Here is a 19100-nt window from a genome sequence, read left to right on the forward strand (position 1 = left end):
ATGCCTCCTGTCAGCCCAGCGTCGGCATGGAGAACGCAGCGCCTGTCTCCTGCTGCATTTCCGGCCAGCGCGCGGTGATAGTTTTCATTCGGGTGTAGAAACGCACGCCGTCGTTGCCGTGCACGTTGAGCGCGCCGAAGATGGAACGCTTCCAGCCACCGAAACTGTGGAATGCCATCGGTACCGGGATCGGCACGTTGACCCCCACCATACCCGCCTGCACCTCTTCGCAGAAGCGGCGCGCGCAGCCGCCGTCACGGGTGAAGATCGCCGAGCCATTACCATATTCATGGCAGTTAATGAGGTCCACCGCGCTGGCGTAATCTGCTACGCGCACCACAGAAAGCACCGGGCCAAAAATCTCTTCTTTATAGATGGTCATCTCCGGTGTGACGTTATCGAACAGCGTCGGCCCGACGAAGTAGCCCTGCTCGTGGCCCTTCACGCTGAAGCCGCGCCCGTCCACGCGCAGTTTCGCCCCCTGCGCTTCCCCGCTGTCGATATAGCCCAGCACCTTGCTGCGGTGCGCGGAGGAGATAAGCGGCCCCATTTCGTTTTCCGGTGTTTGGTCCAGCCCCGGCCCGACGCGCAGCGCTTCAATCTGTTTTTCCAGCCTGGTGCAGAGGTCATCGGCGGTTTTATCCCCCACCGCCAGCACCACCGAGAGCGCCATGCAGCGTTCCCCCGCCGCGCCGTAGGCCGCACCCATGATGGCGTTGGTCGCCATCTCCATGTCAGCATCCGGCATTAAAATGCAGTGGTTTTTCGCGCCGCCCAGCGCCTGACAGCGCTTACCGTGGGCGGAGGCGGTCTGGTAAATGTATTCGGCAATCGGCGTGGAGCCGACAAAGCTCACCGCCTGCACGCGCGGGTCGGTCAGGAGCACGTCAACGGACTCTTTATCCCCCTGCACCACGTTGAAGACGCCGTCCGGCAGGCCTGCCTCTTTTAGCAGCTGTGCCAGCGCGAGCGCGAGAGAAGGGTCTTTTTCCGATGGCTTCAGCACGAAGGTATTCCCGGTCGCCAGCGCAATTGGGAACATCCACATCGGCACCATCGCCGGGAAGTTAAACGGCGTGATCCCGGCGCAGACGCCGAGCGGCTGCATCAGCGAGTGGCTGTCGACGCCGGTACCGACGTTCGCAGAGTGTTCACCCTTTTGCAGATGCGGGATACCGCAGGCAAATTCCACCACTTCCAGGCCGCGGGTCAGTTCGCCCACCGCGTCGGAGAAAACCTTGCCGTGCTCTTCGCTGATGATGCGGGCCAGGCGCGTCATGTTCTCTTCCAGCAGCGCCTTGAAGCGGAACATCACGCGCGCGCGCTTAAGCGGAGCCTGGCGCGCCCACGCGGGAAACGCCTGCTGCGCGGCGGCAATCGCCTGCTCCGTTTCCTGCGCCGTACTCATCACCACCTGGCGGATCTGCTCGCCGGTGGCCGGGTTGAAGATCGCCTGAACGCGCTGGCCTGAACCAGTGACACATTCGCCGTGAATAAAATTCGCTACCGTCTCCATCCTTAACCTCTCGCTGTTGATACGTGACTGTTACCTGAACGCTGTGTACAGGACACTATATATGAAACAAATATTCCATTTTAAGTTGAAATAAAATAAATAATGATTATTGTGATCAAGGATGGATTTTTATGTTAACAGCCAGCAACACTGAAGCTGCGTGCGCTATTAAGGGATTTCGGGCGAGGAAATGACTGAAGCTTCTGTTTCATTTTTGCTGCCAGATGGATGGCCGACATTTAAAAGACGCAGTTTTGCGTTTAGAATCATCAGACTGTATTTGGGGGATAACATGACGACAGCAACCAGCCTGAACGAACTGCAGCAGCAAATCCGCGATCGCTACGATAGCCTGAGCAAGAGGCTGCAGCAGGTCTCCCGCTACGTGCTGGATAACACCAACAGCGTGGCCTTTGATACGGTTGCCGTCATTGCCGAGCGCGCCGACGTGCCGCCTTCGACGCTGATCCGCTTTGCCAACGCCTTTGACTTCACCGGCTTCAACGAAATGAAACAGCTGTTTCGCATGAACCTGGTGGAGGAGACTGCCAGCTACAGCGACCGCGCGCGGCTGTTCCGCGAAATGGAGAGCGAGGCCGTGCCGGAAACGCCGCTCGATATTCTGCAGGAGTTCGCCCGCTCGAACGCGCAGGCGCTGCAGCAGCTGGCCGCCCGCGCCGAGCCGGAAATGCTGGAGCGCGCGGTACAGCTGCTGGCCGACGCCGACACTATCTACATCGCCGGACTGCGCCGCTCGTTTAGCGTCGCGGCCTACCTCACCTACGCCCTGAGCCACCTGGAGTGCCGCCCTATCCTGCTCGACGGCATGGGCGGGATGCTGCGCGAGCAAATCAGCCGCATTAAGGCGCGCGACATCGTGGTGTCGATCAGCTTCTCGCCATACGCGGAAGAGACGGTGATGGTCAGCGAAACCGCCGCCAGCGTCGGCGCGCGGCAGATCGTGATTACGGACAGCCAGATAAGCCCGCTGGCAACGTTCAGCGATCTCTGCTTTGTGGTGAAAGAGGCGCAGGTGGACGCGTTCCGGTCTCAGTCGGCGACGCTGTGCCTGGTGCAGTCGCTGGTGGTGGCGCTGGCGTATCGGTTGGGTGAAGGGAAATAAGGCAATAAAAAACCCCCTGCGCAGGCAGAGGGTTTGGGTGTTAATTCAGAGGGAAATCATTCCCACTCAATCGTAGCCGGTGGCTTACCGCTGATGTCATATACGACTCGCGATATCCCATTGACTTCGTTGATTATTCTGTTAGACACGCGGCCTAAGAAGTCATACGGCAGATGCGCCCAGTGCGCGGTCATGAAGTCGATGGTTTCCACCGCACGCAGGGAGACAACCCAGTCGTACTTACGGCCATCGCCCATGACGCCTACAGAGCGAACCGGCAGGAACACGGTGAACGCCTGGCTTACTTTGTTGTACAGGTCAGCTTTGTGCAGCTCTTCGATGAAGATCGCGTCCGCGCGACGCAGCAGGTCGCAGTACTCTTTCTTCACTTCGCCCAGCACGCGCACGCCCAGACCCGGACCCGGGAACGGGTGACGGTAGAGCATGTCGTACGGCAGACCCAGTTCCAGACCTATTTTACGCACTTCGTCTTTGAACAGCTCGCGCAGCGGTTCAACCAGACCCATCTTCATCTCTTTCGGCAGGCCGCCCACGTTGTGGTGAGATTTGATGACGTGCGCTTTACCGGTTGCGGAGGCCGCAGACTCGATCACGTCCGGGTAGATGGTACCCTGCGCCAGCCACTTCACGTCTTCCAGCTTCAGCGCTTCTTCGTCGAACACTTCGACGAAGACGCGACCGATGATCTTACGTTTCGCTTCCGGATCGTTCTCGCCTTTCAGCGCGTCCAGGAAGCGCTGCTCGCCTTCCACGTGAACGATGTTCAGACCGAAGTGGTCGCCGAACATGTCCATGACCTGCTTCGCTTCGTTCAGACGCAGCAGACCGTTGTCCACGAAGACGCAGGTCAGGTTTTTGCCGATGGCACGGTGCAGCAGCATCGCGGTGACGGAGGAGTCCACGCCGCCGGAGAGGCCGAGGATCACTTTGTCATCGCCAACCTGCTGGCGGATACGCTCAACGGCGTCGTCGATGATTTTTGCCGGGGTCCAAAGGGCTTCACACTGGCAGATGTCACGCACGAAGCGCTCCAGCATGCGCATACCCTGACGGGTGTGGGTCACTTCCGGGTGGAACTGCACGCCGTAGAAGCGTTTTTCTTCGTTCGCCATGATGGCGAACGGGCAGCTTTCGGTACTGGCAACGGTCACGAAGTCGGACGGGATGGCGGTAACCTTGTCGCCGTGGCTCATCCACACGTCCAGCAGCGGCTTGCCGTCTGCGGTCAGGGAGTCTTCGATACCGCGCACCAGCGCGCTGTCGGTGACAACTTCAACCTGCGCGTAGCCGAACTCACGTTCGTTAGAGCCTTCTACGTGGCCGCCCAGCTGCATCGCCATGGTCTGCATGCCGTAGCAGACGCCGAATACCGGCACGCCCGCTTCGAACACGTACTGCGGCGCGCGCGGGCTGTTCTCTTCGGTGGTGCTTTCCGGGCCGCCGGACAGGATGATGCCGCTTGGATTGAATTCGCGAATCTGTGCTTCCGTGACATCCCACGCCCAGAGCTCACAGTAAACGCCCAGTTCACGTACGCGACGCGCCACTAGCTGAGTGTACTGAGAGCCGAAGTCCAGGATGAGAATGCGATGTTTATGAATGTTTTCCGTCATTGACGCTAATTCCGAGGCAAGTGAAACAGATTAAATAAATCGCCCGACACGAGGTCGGGCGAAGAAAAATCAGGAGCCCAGACGATAGTTCGGGGACTCTTTGGTGATCGTCACGTCGTGAACGTGGCTCTCCTGGATACCCGCGCCGCTGATGCGTACGAATTCCGCTTTAGTACGCAGCAGGTCAATGGTACCACAGCCGGTCAGACCCATACAGGAACGCAGGCCGCCCATCTGCTGGTGAATGATCTCTTTCAGACGGCCTTTATAGGCCACGCGGCCTTCGATACCTTCCGGTACCAATTTGTCAGCAGCGTTATCGGTCTGGAAGTAACGGTCAGAGGAACCTTTGGACATCGCGCCCAGGGAGCCCATTCCACGGTAAGATTTGTAAGAACGGCCCTGGTAGAGTTCGATTTCGCCCGGGGATTCTTCGGTACCAGCGAGCATGGAGCCTACCATTACGGCAGCAGCGCCCGCGGCGATGGCTTTAGCGATGTCGCCAGAGAAGCGGATACCGCCGTCAGCGATAACCGGAATACCGGTGCCTTCCAGCGCTTCAACCGCGTCAGAAACCGCGGTGATCTGCGGAACGCCCACGCCGGTCACGATACGGGTGGTACAGATAGAGCCAGGGCCGATACCCACTTTCACCGCGCTGCAGCCGGCGTCAGCCAGCGCGCGAGCGCCTGCGCCCGTCGCCACGTTGCCGCCGATGATCTGCAGGTCAGGGTATTTTGCACGGGTGTCACGAATACGCTGCAGCACGCCTTCGGAGTGGCCGTGAGAGGAGTCAATCAGCAGGACGTCAACGCCCGCCGCCACCAGCGCGTCAACGCGCTCTTCGTTACCTGCACCCGCGCCTACGGCAGCGCCGACGCGCAGACGGCCATGCTCGTCTTTACAGGCGTTCGGTTTACGTTCTGCTTTCTGGAAATCTTTAACGGTGATCATGCCGCGCAGGTGGAAGTTCGCATCCACAACCAGCGCTTTCTCAACGCGTTTTTCGTGCATTTTTGCCAGCACCACGTCGCGAGTTTCGCCTTCGCGGACGGTCACCAGACGCTCTTTTGGCGTCATGTAGACGCTGACAGGCTGGTTCAGGTCAGTCACGAAGCGCACGTCACGACCGGTGATGATGCCCACCAGTTCATTGTCTTCGGTCACTACCGGGTAGCCGGCAAAGCCGTTACGTTCGGTCAGGGCTTTCACTTCGTGCAGGGTAGTGGTTGGCAGAACAGTCTGAGGATCGGACACGATGCCGGACTCATGCTTCTTCACGCGGCGAACTTCTTCTGCCTGACGTTCGATAGACATGTTTTTGTGGATAAAGCCAATGCCGCCTTCCTGTGCCAGGGCGATAGCCAGGCGCGCTTCAGTCACGGTGTCCATTGCCGCGGAGAGCATAGGAATGTTCAGACGAATGGTTTTCGTCAACTGCGTGCTGAGGTCGGCAGTATTCGGCAGAACGGTGGAATGAGCGGGAACGAGGAGGACGTCGTCAAACGTCAGTGCTTCTTTAGCGATACGTAGCATGGGCAATATCTCTGACCTGGGTGGTTAAATATTGCCGTGGCATTATACAGAGCGTAACCGATTGCATCTACACTTTTTTGAAAAAATGCTTGCGAATGCCTCTCAGCAGGTTACTATCGACTGAATAACTTGCTGATTTAGAATTTGATCCCGCTCACATGTTATCCTCTCAATCCCCCTCAATTTATACTGTCAGCCGCCTTAATCAGACGGTGCGTTTGCTGCTTGAGCAGGAAATGGGGCAGGTCTGGATCAGCGGTGAAATCTCAAACTTCACGCAACCGTCTTCCGGACACTGGTATTTTACCTTAAAAGACGATACCGCCCAGGTGCGCTGCGCGATGTTCCGCAACAGCAACCGTCGCGTGACGTTCCGTCCGCAGCACGGCCAGCAGGTTCTGGTTCGCGCCAATATAACCCTGTATGAACCGCGCGGTGATTATCAGATTATCGTCGAGAGCATGCAGCCTGCGGGCGAAGGTCTGCTGCAGCAGAAGTACGAACAGCTTAAAGCCAAACTCTCTGAGGAAGGTTTGTTCGACCAGCAGTTCAAAAAACCGCTGCCCTCACCCGCCCACTGCGTTGGGGTCATCACCTCGAAAACCGGTGCAGCGCTGCACGATATTTTGCACGTGCTTAAGCGTCGCGACCCTTCCCTGCCCGTCATCATCTACCCGACCGCCGTTCAGGGTGACGATGCGCCAGGCCAGATTGTACGCGCCATTGAACTGGCAAATGCGCGTAAGGAGTGTGACGTGTTGATCGTCGGGCGCGGCGGCGGCTCGCTGGAAGACCTGTGGAGCTTTAACGACGAGCGCGTGGCGCGGGCAATCTTTGCAAGCGATATCCCCGTGGTGAGCGCCGTCGGGCATGAAACGGACGTGACAATCGCGGATTTTGTTGCGGATCTGCGTGCGCCTACCCCGTCCGCGGCGGCGGAAGTGGTGAGCCGTAATCAGCTGGAGCTGCTGCGTCAGCTTCAGAACGGCCAGCAGCGTCTTGAGATGGCGATGGACTACTTCCTTGCCAACCGTACCCGCAGCTTTACCCAGCTTCATCACCGTCTTCAGCAGCAGCACCCGCAGCTTCGTCTGGCGCGTCAGCAGACCGTGCTGGAACGCCTGCGTCAGCGCATGAACTTTGCGCTTGATAATCAGCTTAAGCGCGCGGTGACGCGCCAGCAGCGTGTGACCCAGCGCCTGAACCAGCAGAATCCGCAGCCGAAAATCTATCGTGCGCAAACGCGCATTCAGCAGCTGGAATATCGTCTGGCGGAGATTCTCCGGGCGCGCCTGAGCACCACACGTGAGCGTTTTGGCAACGCGGTGACCCATCTGGAAGCCGTCAGCCCCCTCTCCACGCTGGCGCGCGGCTATAGCGTAACGACGGCAGCGGACGGCAAAGTGCTGAAGCAAACCAAACAGGTGAACACCGGTGACGTTCTTACCACCCGCCTGTCTGACGGCTGGGTGGAAAGCGAAGTGAAATCAATTAAACCGGTGAAAAAGACGCGTCAGCGCAAAACCGGATAATTCTTCGCCGGTTACTTACTATACTGCTGCTATTCCCTTTTTTAATAAGGAGAGCAGCATGTCCCATCTTCGTAGCGTTATTCCCCCTTATATTCTTCGTCGTATTATCGAAAGCGGTTCCGAACCGCAGCAGCGCTATGCCCGTCAGACCTTAACCCACGTCCAGACGCTGATGGCGCATATGCCGGGCAAACCCGCCGCGCCGCACGTGAATAAAGCCGGTCAGCTTGAGCGCGATATCTACGATGCGAAACAGACCCAGGAGCTGCCGGGTACCCAGGTGCGTTACGAGGGCCAGCCGTCGAATGGCGATGTGGCCGTGGACGAGGCGTACGATTATTTGGGTATCACCCATGATTTCTTCTGGAAAGAATATCAGCGCGATTCGCTCGATAATAAGGGGCTGATTTTGACCGGCACCGTTCACTATGGTCGGGAATATCAGAACGCCTTCTGGAACGGTCAGCAGATGGTGTTTGGCGACGGCGACGGGGAGATCTTTAACCGCTTTACGATTGCCATCGACGTGGTGGCACACGAGCTGAGCCACGGCGTCACCGAGACCGAAGCCGGGCTAATCTATTTCGAACAGTCAGGCGCGCTGAATGAGTCCCTGTCAGACGTGTTTGGTTCGCTGGTGAAACAGTACCATCTCAAGCAAACCGCCGATAAAGCAGACTGGTTGATTGGTGAAGGGCTGCTGGCCGCGGGCATTAACGGCAAAGGGCTGCGCTCCATGTCTGAACCCGGCACCGCCTACGACGATCCCCTGCTCGGCAAAGACCCGCAGCCCGCGCACATGAAAGATTTCATCAAAACGCGCGAGGATAACGGCGGCGTCCATCTTAACTCCGGCATCCCCAACCGGGCGTTTTACCTGGCCGCGACGGCGATCGGCGGTTACGCCTGGGAAAAAGCCGGTTATGCCTGGTACGACACGGTTTGCGATCGCAATCTGGCGCAGGATGCGGATTTTGATGCCTTCGCAAAACTGACGATAGCGCACGGAGAGAAACGCTCCGGTAGCGACGTTGGGGCGGCGATAAAACAGGCCTGGGAACAGGTGGGAGTGCTGTAAATGCAGGTTCCGGAACTGACGGATGACGCCGTGGTTGAGCTGGCCCGGGAAGGCGGCGTCGCTTTTATTCCTAAGCTGAGCGGCCAGCGTACCATCGCGCTCTCCTCGCTTAATGAGGCCCAGCGCCAGCGCCTGGTGAGCATCCTGGAGCAGGCCTTTCCACGCGGTCAGCCGCCGGGTCAGGCGTCGTCACCCGGCAGCGGTGACCAGCGCTATTTCCGCATCCAGATTATCTGGACCGGCCAAAATCAGGCGCACTACGCCGATATCATCGTGCTGGTACCTGAGCAGGAAGCGCCCGAGTCGCTGGTCGAGCTGTGGAAAAAAGGCGAAGATTGCGTGTGCGATTAATCTTCGGCCGGAACAAACTCCACGCGCTTTTTAGAAATTAAGCCGTGGCCGTTCTGGCAGAAATAGTCCACCGCCCCGCAGGCCTTTAAGACCTGGAGTGGCTGATGGCACTCCGGGCAGCGGGCTTCGAGCGCAATATCTTTATTACAGCTGTCACAGTGCGCCGCCCCGTTCAGGGGTTCAAGCTGTGCCTGGCAATCCGGGCAGGTAATGGTCATGGTGTCTCCTTCAGGGCGTTCAGGTCTGCGATAATTTTACCACGTCTTCAGTGCGGGCCACGCAACTGTTGCTGCAAGGTCAGCAGCAGCGCCACCTCATCGATCCTGCGGCGCGTTGTGCGGCTCACCTCCTGCGGATCGCGCTCAAACAGACTGTTTGCGCCAAGAATATGACCGGCAAGACAGCGTTCGTAGATCGTGCCGGGGATATGCCAGCGCTGAATAGTCTTACCTTTAACTAGCTTCAGCACATCTTCCGCACCGCGTCGGTCGTAGTTGATAATGCGCCCGTCGCGTAAATAGAGACGCAGGCCCTTTTGCCCGCCCGCGGGTCCCGCGTATTTATTAAGCCAGATGCCCACCGGCACGCCGCTGATGGTTCCCTGCAAGTGCGCCTCGCCTTCCGCGGTGGTCAGGTCACCCTTTGCAATATCGTGGCCCAGGCGGTCTTTAGCCGTTACCATCTGCAGCGTCATATCGTCCTGACCGCCCAGATAGCGCAGCGTTTCACGCAGCATCGCCAGCACGTGCGTTCCGATATCCAGAATCACGCCGTCCGGGTGGCGAAGCGTTCTGGTATCCGGTTCTCCGGTCGCGAAATTGAGCGCGATGGGTTCCCCTGCGGCGTTATATCCGCTCGGCTCCTGCAAAAAACCTTCGATTCTGGCAATGTCAGATACATGGCCGACCAGCGACCGCTTCACCGTTTCGATGCGCGCCATCCAGTGATCGAGCGCCAGCACGCGGGACGCCACGCCGGGCGTTGCCAGCAGCGCGTTGAGTTTTTCGATTTGAGGAAGCGTAGCGACAATCGGTTTTTCAATCACAATCCGCGGAACCGGCGAGGCAATCGCCAGCTCAAGCACCTCTAGGTGGTGCAGCGATGCAGTGGTAATAAAAAGGGTATCCAGCGGGGTGGCTAAAAGCGCCGCAAGCGAGGCGCAGCGCGTAACGCCTTCAGGGTGCTTTGCGGGGAGAACATCAAAGCCGAAACAACGAACAGCGCCATCGAACAGATTACGTAGTGCGGGCAGATAGGCTGTTTCCACTACCGCACCAAGACCAACAAATCCTAACTGCATGGTTTCACCTCAGGAAGTACAGTGCCGGGGCATAACGCCTGCCCCGGCACACTGAGGTTTATGAGGCGCTAGCTGCCGGTTTAGTTTGTGCATTTTCCAGCATGCGGCGCACCGGAACAATGAGGACGATCAGCACTGCGGCACAAATCAGCAGCGCGATGGAGCAGCGCGCGAAGAGATCCGGCAGCATATCCAGCTGGTCGGCCTTCACGTGACCGCCAATCAGGCCCGCCGCCAGGTTACCCAGCGCGCTGGCGCAGAACCACAGCCCCATCATCTGGCCGCGCATTCTCTCCGGCGCCAGCAGGGTCATGGTCGCCAGACCGATCGGGCTCAGGCACAGCTCACCCAGCGTCAGCATCAAGATACTGCCCACCAGCCAGAACGGCGACACGCCCGCCCCGCCGTTGCTCAGCACGTTCTGTGCCGCCAGCATCATCAGGCCAAAGCCCGCTGCCGCACACAGAATACCGATAACAAACTTGGTGATGCTGCTCGGGCGAATGTTCATGCTCGCGAGCTTTGGCCATGCCCAGCTGAACACCGGGGCCAGCAGGATGATGAACAGGGCGTTGATCGACTGGAACCATACCGCCGGAATTTCAAAATCACCGATCATGCGGTTAGTGTAGTCGTTGGCAAACAGGTTGAACGAGGTTGGCTTCTGCTCAAACGCGGACCAGAAGAACGCGGCGGAGACCAGCAGAATAAAGCAGACCAGCAGCCTGGCGCGCTCTTTGCGGTTCAGGCCCGCGAAGATGAACAGGTAGATGAAGTAGAGGGCAACAGACGCCGCAATTACGTAGACCAGCACGCTGGCTACCGCGACCGGGTTAATGACAATCACGCCCTGCGCGATCAGCGTCACGAGCGTTGCCACGCCTGCCGCCAGCGCCAGCAGCCAGACGCCCACGCCGTTGCGCTTCACCACCGGGCTGTTCCATGTCGAGTCCAGACCGACTTCGCTGTCGTAGCGCTTCATCGCCGGAACCGCAAACACGCGGAAGATAATCAGCGCCACCAGCATCCCGATGCCGCCAATACCAAAGCCCCAGTGCCAGCCGTGGGTTTTGATCAGCCAGCCAGAAATCAACGGGGCGATGAACGAGCCCATATTAATGCCCATGTAGAACAGCGAGAAACCGCCGTCACGACGCGCATCGCCTTTTTTATACAGGGTGCCGACCATCACCGAGATACAGGTTTTGAACAGGCCAGAGCCGAGCACGATGAACATCAGGCCGATAAAGAACAGGTTGTTGCCCATGATAGCCGACAGCGCAATCGACAGGTGGCCGAGCGCGATCAGAATCGAACCGTACCAGACGGCTCTCTGCTGGCCGAGCCAGTTATCCGCCAGCCAGCCGCCCGGGAGTGCGGCCAGGTACATGGTGCCGGCAAAAATACCGACAATCGCCGAGGCGTTTTCGCGCGCCAGCCCCATCCCGCCGTCATAGACGGTGGCGGCCATAAACAGGATCAGCAGCGGGCGAATGCCGTAGAACGAGAAACGCTCCCACATCTCGGTAAAGAACAGCGAACCGAGCGGATAAGGATGGCCGAAGAAGGTTCGGCTCTCTTTTTGATTAACAGAGGATTGCATAATTCTCCCGAAAGGTATGTGTCGTGCTTGTAAACACCAGCAGGTACGCCGGCCAGTTACGTATCTGACCGATTTTTTACATGCGGCGAAAAGTTAGTTAACCATTTGATAACCAGTCGCTAGTTTTGTCTAGTACCGGACCAGGGACTTTAAGATGAAAATTCGACGATTGTCTACTTTTCTGGATTTAAAGATGGTTGGGAGTGAATAGTGATTGACTTCACACAGAGAGAACCGACGGTATGATTGGGCCAAAAAAAAGCCCGCGATAAACGCGGGCCTTTTTGAGATCGGCAATGATTATTTGCTTTTCTTAATGTGCTTAATCAAACGCTTACGCTTACGCATCTGGTTCGGCGTCAGGGTGTTGCGCTTGTTGGCGAACGGGTTTTCCCCTTCCTTAAACTGGATACGAATAGGCGTGCCCATCACGTCCAGCGATTTACGGAAGTAGTTCATCAGGTAGCGCTTGTAGGAATCCGGCAGGTCTTTCACCTGGTTGCCGTGAATCACCACGATTGGCGGGTTATAGCCACCGGCGTGGGCATATTTCAGCTTCACGCGACGACCGCGCACCAGCGGCGGCTGGTGGTCTTCCGCTGCCATATTCATGATACGGGTCAGCATGGCGGTGCTCTGACGACGGGTGGAGCTGTCGTAGGCTTCACGCACGGATTCGAACAGGTTACCGACGCCGCTGCCGTGCAGCGCAGAGATAAAGTGCACGCGGGCAAAGTCGATAAAGCCCAGACGGAAGTCCAGGGTCTCTTTCACCTGCTCGCGCACTTCATTGCTCAGGCCGTCCCACTTGTTGACGACGATGACCAGTGAGCGCCCACTATTGAGGATAAAGCCGAGCAGAGAGAGATCCTGATCGGAGATACCTTCGCGCGCGTCGATGACCAGCAGCACCACGTTGGCATCTTCAATCGCCTGCAGGGTTTTGATAACGGAGAATTTTTCCACCACGTCGGTGATTTTTCCGCGCTTACGTACACCGGCGGTGTCGATGAGGACATACTCACGTTCATCGCGCTGCATCGGGATGTAGATGCTGTCACGCGTAGTGCCCGGCATGTCGTAAACCACCACGCGCTCTTCACCCAGAATACGGTTAGTAAGCGTAGACTTACCTACGTTTGGACGACCGACGATAGCCAGCTTGATCGGCAGATCCTGCGGGTTGAAGTCATCCTCAGGCTCTTCTTCTTCGCCCTCTTCACCGTCTTCGAACTGCGCCCAGTATGCGGCGTCTTCGTCCACCTCTTCCGGCGGGTTCACTTCGTCCACCCACGGCAGCAGAACGGTTTCCAGCAGGCTGGTCACACCGCGGCCATGCGATGCCGCAATCGGGTGGATATCCCCCATGCCCAGAGACCAGAAGTCCGCGATAGCCTGATCGGCATCGATGCCGTCAGTTTTGTTCGCCACCAGGAAAGTTGGCTTTTCGCGAGAACGCAGGTGCTTAGCGATTGCGGAGTCCGCCGGCATCAGGCCAGCGCGCGCATCCACCATGAACAGCACAACATCTGCTTCTTCAATCGCCAGCAAGGACTGTTCCGCCATGCGGGTTTCAACGCCGTCTTCTGTGCCATCAATACCGCCGGTATCAATACAGATGAACTCGCGTCCTTCCACCTCTGCACGACCGTACTTACGGTCACGCGTCAGCCCCGGGAAATCCGCAACCAGCGCATCACGGGTGCGTGTTAAACGGTTAAAAAGAGTGGATTTTCCAACGTTAGGGCGCCCGACAAGCGCGACCACAGGTACCATGTTTGAAGCCTCATAAAATTCAAATAAACGTCGCATTCGCGGCGTTTTTAAAAATGTCAAAACGGCTCCTGAGTGAACAGGAGCCGTTTAGTATACTACAACCGCCGGGTAATTAACGCGTGATCGCGTACAACGTGCCGTCTTTTGCCTGAATCAGCAGTTTGCCGTCAGCCACAACCGGGTCGGTCAGGAAGCCTGAACCGTCCACTTTCTGCTGCGCCACAAAGCGGCCATTCTCTGGATCAACCCAGTGCATATAGCCTTCGCTGTCGCCAACCACCAGGCTACCGTTGTACAGCACTGGCGCGGTCAGCAGACGGTGCAGCAGATCGCTTTGCGTCCACAGCGTCACGCCGCCTTCGGTGCTCAGCGCCAGCAGGCGATCGTTCTGGTCAACCATATAGATGCGGTTACCGTCCACGATGAAATCATTCACAGAGCCCAGCTCACGTTTCCACATGATCTGGCCGCTGCGCAGGTCCAGCGCGGTCAGGTTGCCGTTATAGGCCAGGGCGTAAACCACACCGTCAACGATAACCGGAGTAGTATCTACGTCGCTCAGGCGGTCGATTTCAGTTGAGCCAGTGGCCTGCGAGATACGCTGCTGCCAGATCATCTGGCCCTGCTGCATCAGCACGGCACTCACGCGACCGTTGTCACCACCCACAATGGCAGCGCCAAATGCGGTTGCAGGTGCGGATTCACCGCGCAGAGACAGCGCTGGCATATCCAGGTTAACGGTCCATTTCACCAGGCCGTCCGCTTCATTCAGCGCCTGCAGCTGGCCGTTGCTGGTATGGATCAGCACCAGCCCGTCGCTCACGACCGGACGTGACAAGGATTCACCGGCTACGGCGGTCTGCCATGCAACAGAACCATCGCTGGCATTCAGCGCGTAAACCTGCGCTTTTTCGCTGCCCACGTAGACATGCCCACCGGAAACGGTCAGGCCGCCAGACAGCAGTGCAGGTTTACGGGAGAACCAGCCGTCTTTTTCCGCCAGGTTAACGGACCACACTTCTTTCCCGTCATCGGCGTTCACCGCTTTCACGGTACCTTTGCGGTCAGCGGCATAGACAACGCTGTCTGCATACGCAGGATGAAGGTTGGAATAGAAATCACCAATCCCACTGCCCACGGAGACATCCCACGCGGTGGATGGGGTAAACTGGTTTTCAACCGTCGGCAGTGGGGACATTTTCACAACGTCTTCTTCGCCACTGAACAGTGAACAACCACTTAATAACGTAACAGAAAGCAGTCCTGGCAGAAGTAATTTACGCAATTGCATCGGGTCCCTCTCAGACGGACAAATTATTTATTTTCATCTGCATCATTTCGCTCAGCGCAGGTGACGCTTTGCTCTCTACGCCAGCTTGCCACGCTTTACGCGCGCCCGCTTTGTCACCTTTGCTCAGCAGTGCTTCACCGCGCAGATCGGCAACGATGGCAGCAAAACCTTCGCCTTTGATGGTATCGAGCGTTTTCAGCGCGTCGTCAGCTTTTTTCTGCTGAACCTGAATACGTGCCAGGCGCAGATTGATCACCGCTTTCAGGTTTTCATCGCTGGCAGCAGCAAGGCCCTGAGACAGCTGAGCAGCGGCTTTATCCAGTTCGTTTTTATCAACGTACTGCTGAGCCACTTCCAGCGCTGCCAGCGCACCGTAGGTGTTTTTGTTGTCAGCGGCAAATTTCTCTGCCGCAGCCAGCGTTTGCGGCTGGTCGGCACGAATCGCGCTAACGGTATTTTCATAGGACAGGGACGCGCCGCGCGCGGAATCCGCCTGATGGTTGTTCCAGTAACGCCAGCCCACCAGCGCACCCACACCTAAAATAACCCCAACAACCAGCGCTTTGCCGTTTTCAGCAAAGAAGCGTTTAATCGCGTCGACCTGATCGTGTTCGTTCTCGTACATTTCCACGCCGTCTTTCTCCTTAGCCCAATAGAGTGCGCAAGTGCGCCGCAACGCCGTCCTGCGTTACCGTTGTCTGCTCACCAGAGCGCAGGTCTTTTACAACCACTTCGCCGTTAGCCACTTCGGACTCGCCCAGCACCAGTGCAATACTTGCGCCCCACTTATCGGCACGAGCAAACTGTTTTTTGAAGTTGCCGCCGCCATGGTTGGTCATCAGCTTAACGCCCGGCAGCGCATCGCGCACGCGTTCGGCAAGCTGCATCGCCGCAGACTGCGTTTCCGCGCCTGAAGCCACCAGGTATATATCGACAACGGAATCTGCTTTAAATTCCGGATTAACTGCCTGAACCAGCAAAACAAGTCGCTCAAGACCCATCGCGAAGCCAACCGCAGGCGCCGCACGACCACCCAGTTGCTCAACCAGACCGTCATAACGGCCGCCGGCACACACGGTGCCCTGAGAACCGAGGCTGGTGGTTACCCACTCAAACACGGTGCGGTTGTAGTAGTCCAGACCGCGCACCAGACGCTGGTTCACGGTGTAGGCAATGCCCGCCGCTTCGAGCAGCTTGCACAGGCCGGTAAAGTGTTCGCGAGACTCGTCGTCCAGGTAGTCACCCAGCGCAGGGGCATCGTTCAGCAGCGCCTGAACATCAGGGTTTTTGGAATCCAGCACGCGCAGCGGGTTGCTGTACATGCGACGTTTGCAGTCTTCGTCCAGCTTCTCTTTATGCTGCTCCAGGAACGCCACCAGCGCATCGCGGTAGTTAGCGCGCGCTTCCAGAGAACCGATTGAGTTCAGTTCCAGCGAAACGTGCTCAGAGATACCGAGGGCGCGCCACCAGCGGGCGGTCAGCATAATCAGTTCGGCATCGATGTCCGGGCCCTGCAGGCCAAAGACTTCCACACCCAGCTGGTTAAACTGGCGATAACGACCTTTCTGCGGACGTTCGTGGCGGAACATCGGGCCGATATACCACAGGCGCTGCTCCTGATTGTACAGAAGACCATGTTCGATGCCGGCGCGTACGCAGCCCGCCGTACCTTCCGGACGCAGGGTCAGGCTGTCGCCGTTGCGGTCCTCAAAGGTGTACATCTCTTTTTCAACCACGTCGGTCACTTCACCGATCGCGCGTTTGAATAACGGGGTCTGCTCTACAATCGGCAAACGGATTTCGCTGTAACCGTAGCTGCCGAGCACCTGCTTCAGCGTGCCTTCAATGCGCTGCCAGATGGCGGTTTCGCCAGGCAGGTAATCGTTCATGCCGCGGATGGCTTGAATGTTTTTTGCCACGTTTATTCTCTTTCTATATACAAAAAAAACCCAAAGAATGGGTTCAATCATACATGGGAAGCGGCACGCTTCCCATCACGTTATTTTTCAACCTGCTGAACGCTGATGCGCTGTGTCTCGTCCATCATCGCGGCTTTGGCGCGGATGCGGGCTTCAAGCTGGTCAATCATGTCGCTATTATCCAGACGATCTTTACGAACGCCATCTTCATAGAGACCACTTTTCTTGTTACCGCCGGTTACGCCCAGGGTTGAGACCAGCGCTTCACCCGGACCGTTCACGACACAGCCGATGATGGAGACGTCCATCGGGGTGATGATGTCTTCCAGACGCTGCTCCAGGGCATTCACCGTGCCGATCACGTCAAATTCCTGACGCGAACAGGTTGGGCAGGCAATGAAGTTGATCCCACGCGAGCGGATACGCAGCGATTTCAGAATATCGAAACCGACCTTGATCTCTTCTACCGGATCCGCCGCCAGCGAGACGCGCAGGGTGTCGCCGATCCCTTCGGAGAGCAGCAGGCCCAGGCCGATCGCAGACTTCACCGAACCGCTACGCAGGCCGCCCGCTTCGGTTATCCCGAGATGCAGAGGCTGGTCGATCTGTTTTGCCAGCAGACGATACGATTCAACGGCCAGGAAAACGTCAGAGGCTTTAACGCTGACCTTGAACTGATCGAAGTTAAGACGATCCAGATGATCGACGTGACGCATGGCGGATTCGAGCAGCGCCTGCGGCGTTGGCTCGCCATACTTTTCCTGCAGATCTTTTTCCAGAGAGCCGGCGTTCACGCCGATACGGATTGGAATGTTTTTGTCGCGGGCGCAGTCAACCACCATGCGAATGCGTTCTTCATTGCCGATGTTGCCCGGGTTAATACGCAGGCAATCAACGCCGTATTCAGCAACTTTCAGCGCGATACGGTAGTCGAAGTGGATATCTGCAACCAGCGGCACGCTGACCTGCTGTTTGATCAGCTTGAACGCCTCAGCGGCATCCATAGTGGGCACTGAGACGCGAACAATGTCCGCGCCTACACGCTCTAATGCTTTGATTTGGTTGACCGTTGCTTCCACATCCGTGGTGCGCGTATTGGTCATCGACTGGACGGCGATAGGTGCCCCATCGCCGACTGGCACATTCCCAACGTAAATCCGTTTCGATTTTCTACGTTGAATCGGAGCCTGGTTATGCATGAAAAATCTCCCGCGTTGCCCGTCTGTTACTGTGCTGCTGATTGTTCGGCATTAACGGTAAGACGTGCAACCTGGTTAGTTCTGATAAAGCGGCTCAGGTCGACAGGTTTTCCTTGATACTGGATCTGTACCGCTGCCGGAGCGCCGATTTTAAGTTTGTAAGGTGCCTGACCCGTTAGGTTTAGCGTGCCATCTTTCCGCTGCAGGCCGCTGAACAGTTTTTTACCTGTCGCGTCAGTCACTTCCAGCCAACAGTCAGCCGTGAAGTTCATCACCAGCGCGTTTGGATCGGCGGCTGGCGCGGCGGTTGCAGCCGGGTCGGTCGGCAGGGACGCCGCGGCGTTGTTCGCCGGCTGAGTCGGTGCAGGGGCGTTCGCCGCAGTATCGACATTTGCCTGAGAAGGGGCGACGACTGCGTTTTGATCCTGAGCCTGAGGCGCAGCGGTGTTCGCCGTTGCGGCCGGAGCCTGTGCTGCATCGGTTGCCGGAGCCGTTGTTTGCGGCTCGCTTGAGGCCGCCGCACCGTCGGTGTTCAGCGGAACGCTCTGGGCACCACTATTGCTCGCCTGATTGAGTTCAGCGGAGGATTGATCGGCCATAGTGGTGATCTCTTCCTGCTGCGCCTTGTGGTTTTGCCACCACCATGCGCCAGTCAGGCCGACAACAACAAACAGCACCAGCCAGGTAAAGCTCATCAGCCAGCCATCACGTTTTTTACGACGTTTCCCCAGGGAGAAAGTTTGCATCGGGGCAACTTTTGCTGCACGAACCGGTGCCTGCTTCTCCATCATTGGCAGTAATTCGTTTTCGGGGATGTGCACCAGTTTTGCGTAAGAGCGGATATAGCCGCGCAGAAATGTTGAAGCCAGATCGGCAGGCGCCTTATCTTCTTCAATATCGCGAACCGTGGAAACTTTCAGGCACAAGCGTTCTGCAACAGCTTGCTGGCTGAGTCCGAGTTGTTCACGGGCGTTGCGAAGACGAACGCCAGTGGAGAGTGCTTCATGTTGGTCGTGAGTGGCTTCAGTATTCATTCGCTACAACTACTGGTACGTGAAAAAAAGGGTTCAGGTGCCGGTGAGTCACAATGCCGCCCGCACCGCGAAACTTCAGGTCAGTTAACCTTGAACAGACAGTATAAGACTGTCAGCCGGTAGATGACAGTGCAGCTCTGCCCGCGTGGCTAAACTGTTGTTACGTCGTTACATACTGCCCGAAACTCATATGAAACGCACCGTAATT

General features: G+C 57.4%; 16 protein-coding genes. 4 read left to right on the forward strand and 12 right to left on the reverse strand.

The annotated features are described in order from the left end of the window. Positions 1–10 precede the first annotated feature (10 nt). Positions 11–1516: a CoA-acylating methylmalonate-semialdehyde dehydrogenase gene (locus IB212_RS16830; protein WP_041908736.1), complete on the reverse strand. Its 1506-nt coding sequence runs from the start codon at positions 1514–1516 to the stop codon at positions 11–13. A 292-nt stretch (positions 1517–1808) separates the two neighbouring features. Between IB212_RS16830 and IB212_RS16835 the strand changes: the two genes are divergently transcribed. Then, complete coding sequence (locus IB212_RS16835) at positions 1809–2639, forward strand: MurR/RpiR family transcriptional regulator (protein WP_008502123.1); 831 nt, start codon at positions 1809–1811, stop codon at positions 2637–2639. A 56-nt stretch (positions 2640–2695) separates the two neighbouring features. On the opposite strand, the gene guaA is transcribed toward IB212_RS16835, so the two are convergent. Both guaA and guaB read right to left on the reverse strand, forming a co-directional pair. Next, positions 2696–4273: a glutamine-hydrolyzing GMP synthase gene (gene guaA, locus IB212_RS16840; protein ID WP_003860599.1), complete on the reverse strand. Its 1578-nt coding sequence runs from the start codon at positions 4271–4273 to the stop codon at positions 2696–2698. Positions 4274–4342: 69 nt separating this feature from the next. Further along, positions 4343–5809, reverse strand: coding sequence for an IMP dehydrogenase (guaB, locus tag IB212_RS16845; protein WP_014884799.1), 1467 nt, complete (start codon positions 5807–5809; stop codon positions 4343–4345). A gap of 158 nt (positions 5810–5967) precedes the next feature. Here guaB and xseA point away from each other — a divergent pair, with 158 nt between their 5' ends. From xseA to IB212_RS16860, 3 genes are read left to right on the forward strand one after another with little or no spacing between them, the layout of a single operon-like run. Then, positions 5968–7341, forward strand: a complete 1374-nt coding sequence (gene xseA, locus IB212_RS16850; RefSeq protein WP_041908733.1) for an exodeoxyribonuclease VII large subunit — start codon at positions 5968–5970, stop codon at positions 7339–7341. A gap of 58 nt (positions 7342–7399) precedes the next feature. Further along, on the forward strand, positions 7400–8419 hold the full coding sequence (locus IB212_RS16855; RefSeq protein WP_028014052.1) for a M4 family metallopeptidase: 1020 nt from the start codon (positions 7400–7402) through the stop codon (positions 8417–8419). Then, the gene (locus IB212_RS16860; protein ID WP_041908731.1) at positions 8420–8770 is read left to right on the forward strand and encodes a protealysin inhibitor emfourin; all 351 of its coding nucleotides are present in this window, start codon (positions 8420–8422) and stop codon (positions 8768–8770) included. It begins immediately after the preceding gene. On the opposite strand, the gene IB212_RS16865 is transcribed toward IB212_RS16860, so the two are convergent. From IB212_RS16865 to rodZ, 9 genes are all read right to left on the reverse strand, one after another. Beyond that, on the reverse strand, positions 8767–8988 hold the full coding sequence (locus tag IB212_RS16865) for a zinc ribbon domain-containing protein (RefSeq protein ID WP_028014054.1): 222 nt from the start codon (positions 8986–8988) through the stop codon (positions 8767–8769). The genes IB212_RS16860 and IB212_RS16865 overlap by 4 nt on opposite strands. Positions 8989–9035: 47 nt before the next feature. Beyond that, a complete protein-coding gene (locus IB212_RS16870; protein ID WP_041908729.1) occupies positions 9036–10070 on the reverse strand; it encodes an oxidoreductase in 1035 nt (344 codons plus the stop codon). A gap of 58 nt (positions 10071–10128) precedes the next feature. Then, positions 10129–11673, reverse strand: coding sequence for a peptide MFS transporter (locus IB212_RS16875; protein ID WP_041908728.1), 1545 nt, complete (start codon positions 11671–11673; stop codon positions 10129–10131). Between the two features lie 300 nt (positions 11674–11973). Then, positions 11974–13449: a ribosome biogenesis GTPase Der gene (gene der / locus IB212_RS16880; protein ID WP_028014057.1), complete on the reverse strand. Its 1476-nt coding sequence runs from the start codon at positions 13447–13449 to the stop codon at positions 11974–11976. Between the two features lie 112 nt (positions 13450–13561). Beyond that, the gene (gene bamB / locus IB212_RS16885) at positions 13562–14740 is read right to left on the reverse strand and encodes an outer membrane protein assembly factor BamB (protein ID WP_028014058.1); all 1179 of its coding nucleotides are present in this window, start codon (positions 14738–14740) and stop codon (positions 13562–13564) included. 10 nt (positions 14741–14750) lie between these two features. Continuing rightward, complete coding sequence (locus tag IB212_RS16890) at positions 14751–15371, reverse strand: YfgM family protein (RefSeq protein ID WP_028014059.1); 621 nt, start codon at positions 15369–15371, stop codon at positions 14751–14753. A gap of 13 nt (positions 15372–15384) precedes the next feature. Then, the gene (gene hisS / locus IB212_RS16895) at positions 15385–16659 is read right to left on the reverse strand and encodes a histidine--tRNA ligase (protein ID WP_028014060.1); all 1275 of its coding nucleotides are present in this window, start codon (positions 16657–16659) and stop codon (positions 15385–15387) included. Between the two features lie 80 nt (positions 16660–16739). Then, positions 16740–17858, reverse strand: coding sequence for a flavodoxin-dependent (E)-4-hydroxy-3-methylbut-2-enyl-diphosphate synthase (ispG, locus tag IB212_RS16900; RefSeq protein WP_025757688.1), 1119 nt, complete (start codon positions 17856–17858; stop codon positions 16740–16742). Positions 17859–17884: 26 nt separating this feature from the next. Beyond that, the gene (gene rodZ / locus IB212_RS16905; RefSeq protein ID WP_041908725.1) at positions 17885–18892 is read right to left on the reverse strand and encodes a cytoskeleton protein RodZ; all 1008 of its coding nucleotides are present in this window, start codon (positions 18890–18892) and stop codon (positions 17885–17887) included. Positions 18893–19100 lie beyond the last annotated feature (208 nt).

The organism is Enterobacter sp. E12, assembly GCF_014596715.2.
Lineage (GTDB): Bacteria > Pseudomonadota > Gammaproteobacteria > Enterobacterales > Enterobacteriaceae > Enterobacter > Enterobacter bugandensis.

Bases quoted from the DNA above. Each gene is read 5' to 3' on its own strand.
- xseA (WP_041908733.1), top strand. From the start codon at position 5,968: ATGTTATCCTCTCAATCCCCCTCAATTTATACTGTCAGCCGCCTTAAT.
- IB212_RS16830 (WP_041908736.1), bottom strand. From the start codon at position 1,516: ATGGAGACGGTAGCGAATTTTATTCACGGCGAATGTGTCACTGGTTCA.
- IB212_RS16855 (WP_028014052.1), top strand. From the start codon at position 7,400: ATGTCCCATCTTCGTAGCGTTATTCCCCCTTATATTCTTCGTCGTATT.
- bamB (WP_028014058.1), bottom strand. From the start codon at position 14,740: ATGCAATTGCGTAAATTACTTCTGCCAGGACTGCTTTCTGTTACGTTA.
- der (WP_028014057.1), bottom strand. From the start codon at position 13,449: ATGGTACCTGTGGTCGCGCTTGTCGGGCGCCCTAACGTTGGAAAATCC.
- IB212_RS16870 (WP_041908729.1), bottom strand. From the start codon at position 10,070: ATGCAGTTAGGATTTGTTGGTCTTGGTGCGGTAGTGGAAACAGCCTAT.
- IB212_RS16875 (WP_041908728.1), bottom strand. From the start codon at position 11,673: ATGCAATCCTCTGTTAATCAAAAAGAGAGCCGAACCTTCTTCGGCCAT.
- IB212_RS16865 (WP_028014054.1), bottom strand. From the start codon at position 8,988: ATGACCATTACCTGCCCGGATTGCCAGGCACAGCTTGAACCCCTGAAC.
- IB212_RS16835 (WP_008502123.1), top strand. From the start codon at position 1,809: ATGACGACAGCAACCAGCCTGAACGAACTGCAGCAGCAAATCCGCGAT.
- ispG (WP_025757688.1), bottom strand. From the start codon at position 17,858: ATGCATAACCAGGCTCCGATTCAACGTAGAAAATCGAAACGGATTTAC.
- rodZ (WP_041908725.1), bottom strand. From the start codon at position 18,892: ATGAATACTGAAGCCACTCACGACCAACATGAAGCACTCTCCACTGGC.
- IB212_RS16860 (WP_041908731.1), top strand. From the start codon at position 8,420: ATGCAGGTTCCGGAACTGACGGATGACGCCGTGGTTGAGCTGGCCCGG.
- guaB (WP_014884799.1), bottom strand. From the start codon at position 5,809: ATGCTACGTATCGCTAAAGAAGCACTGACGTTTGACGACGTCCTCCTC.
- guaA (WP_003860599.1), bottom strand. From the start codon at position 4,273: ATGACGGAAAACATTCATAAACATCGCATTCTCATCCTGGACTTCGGC.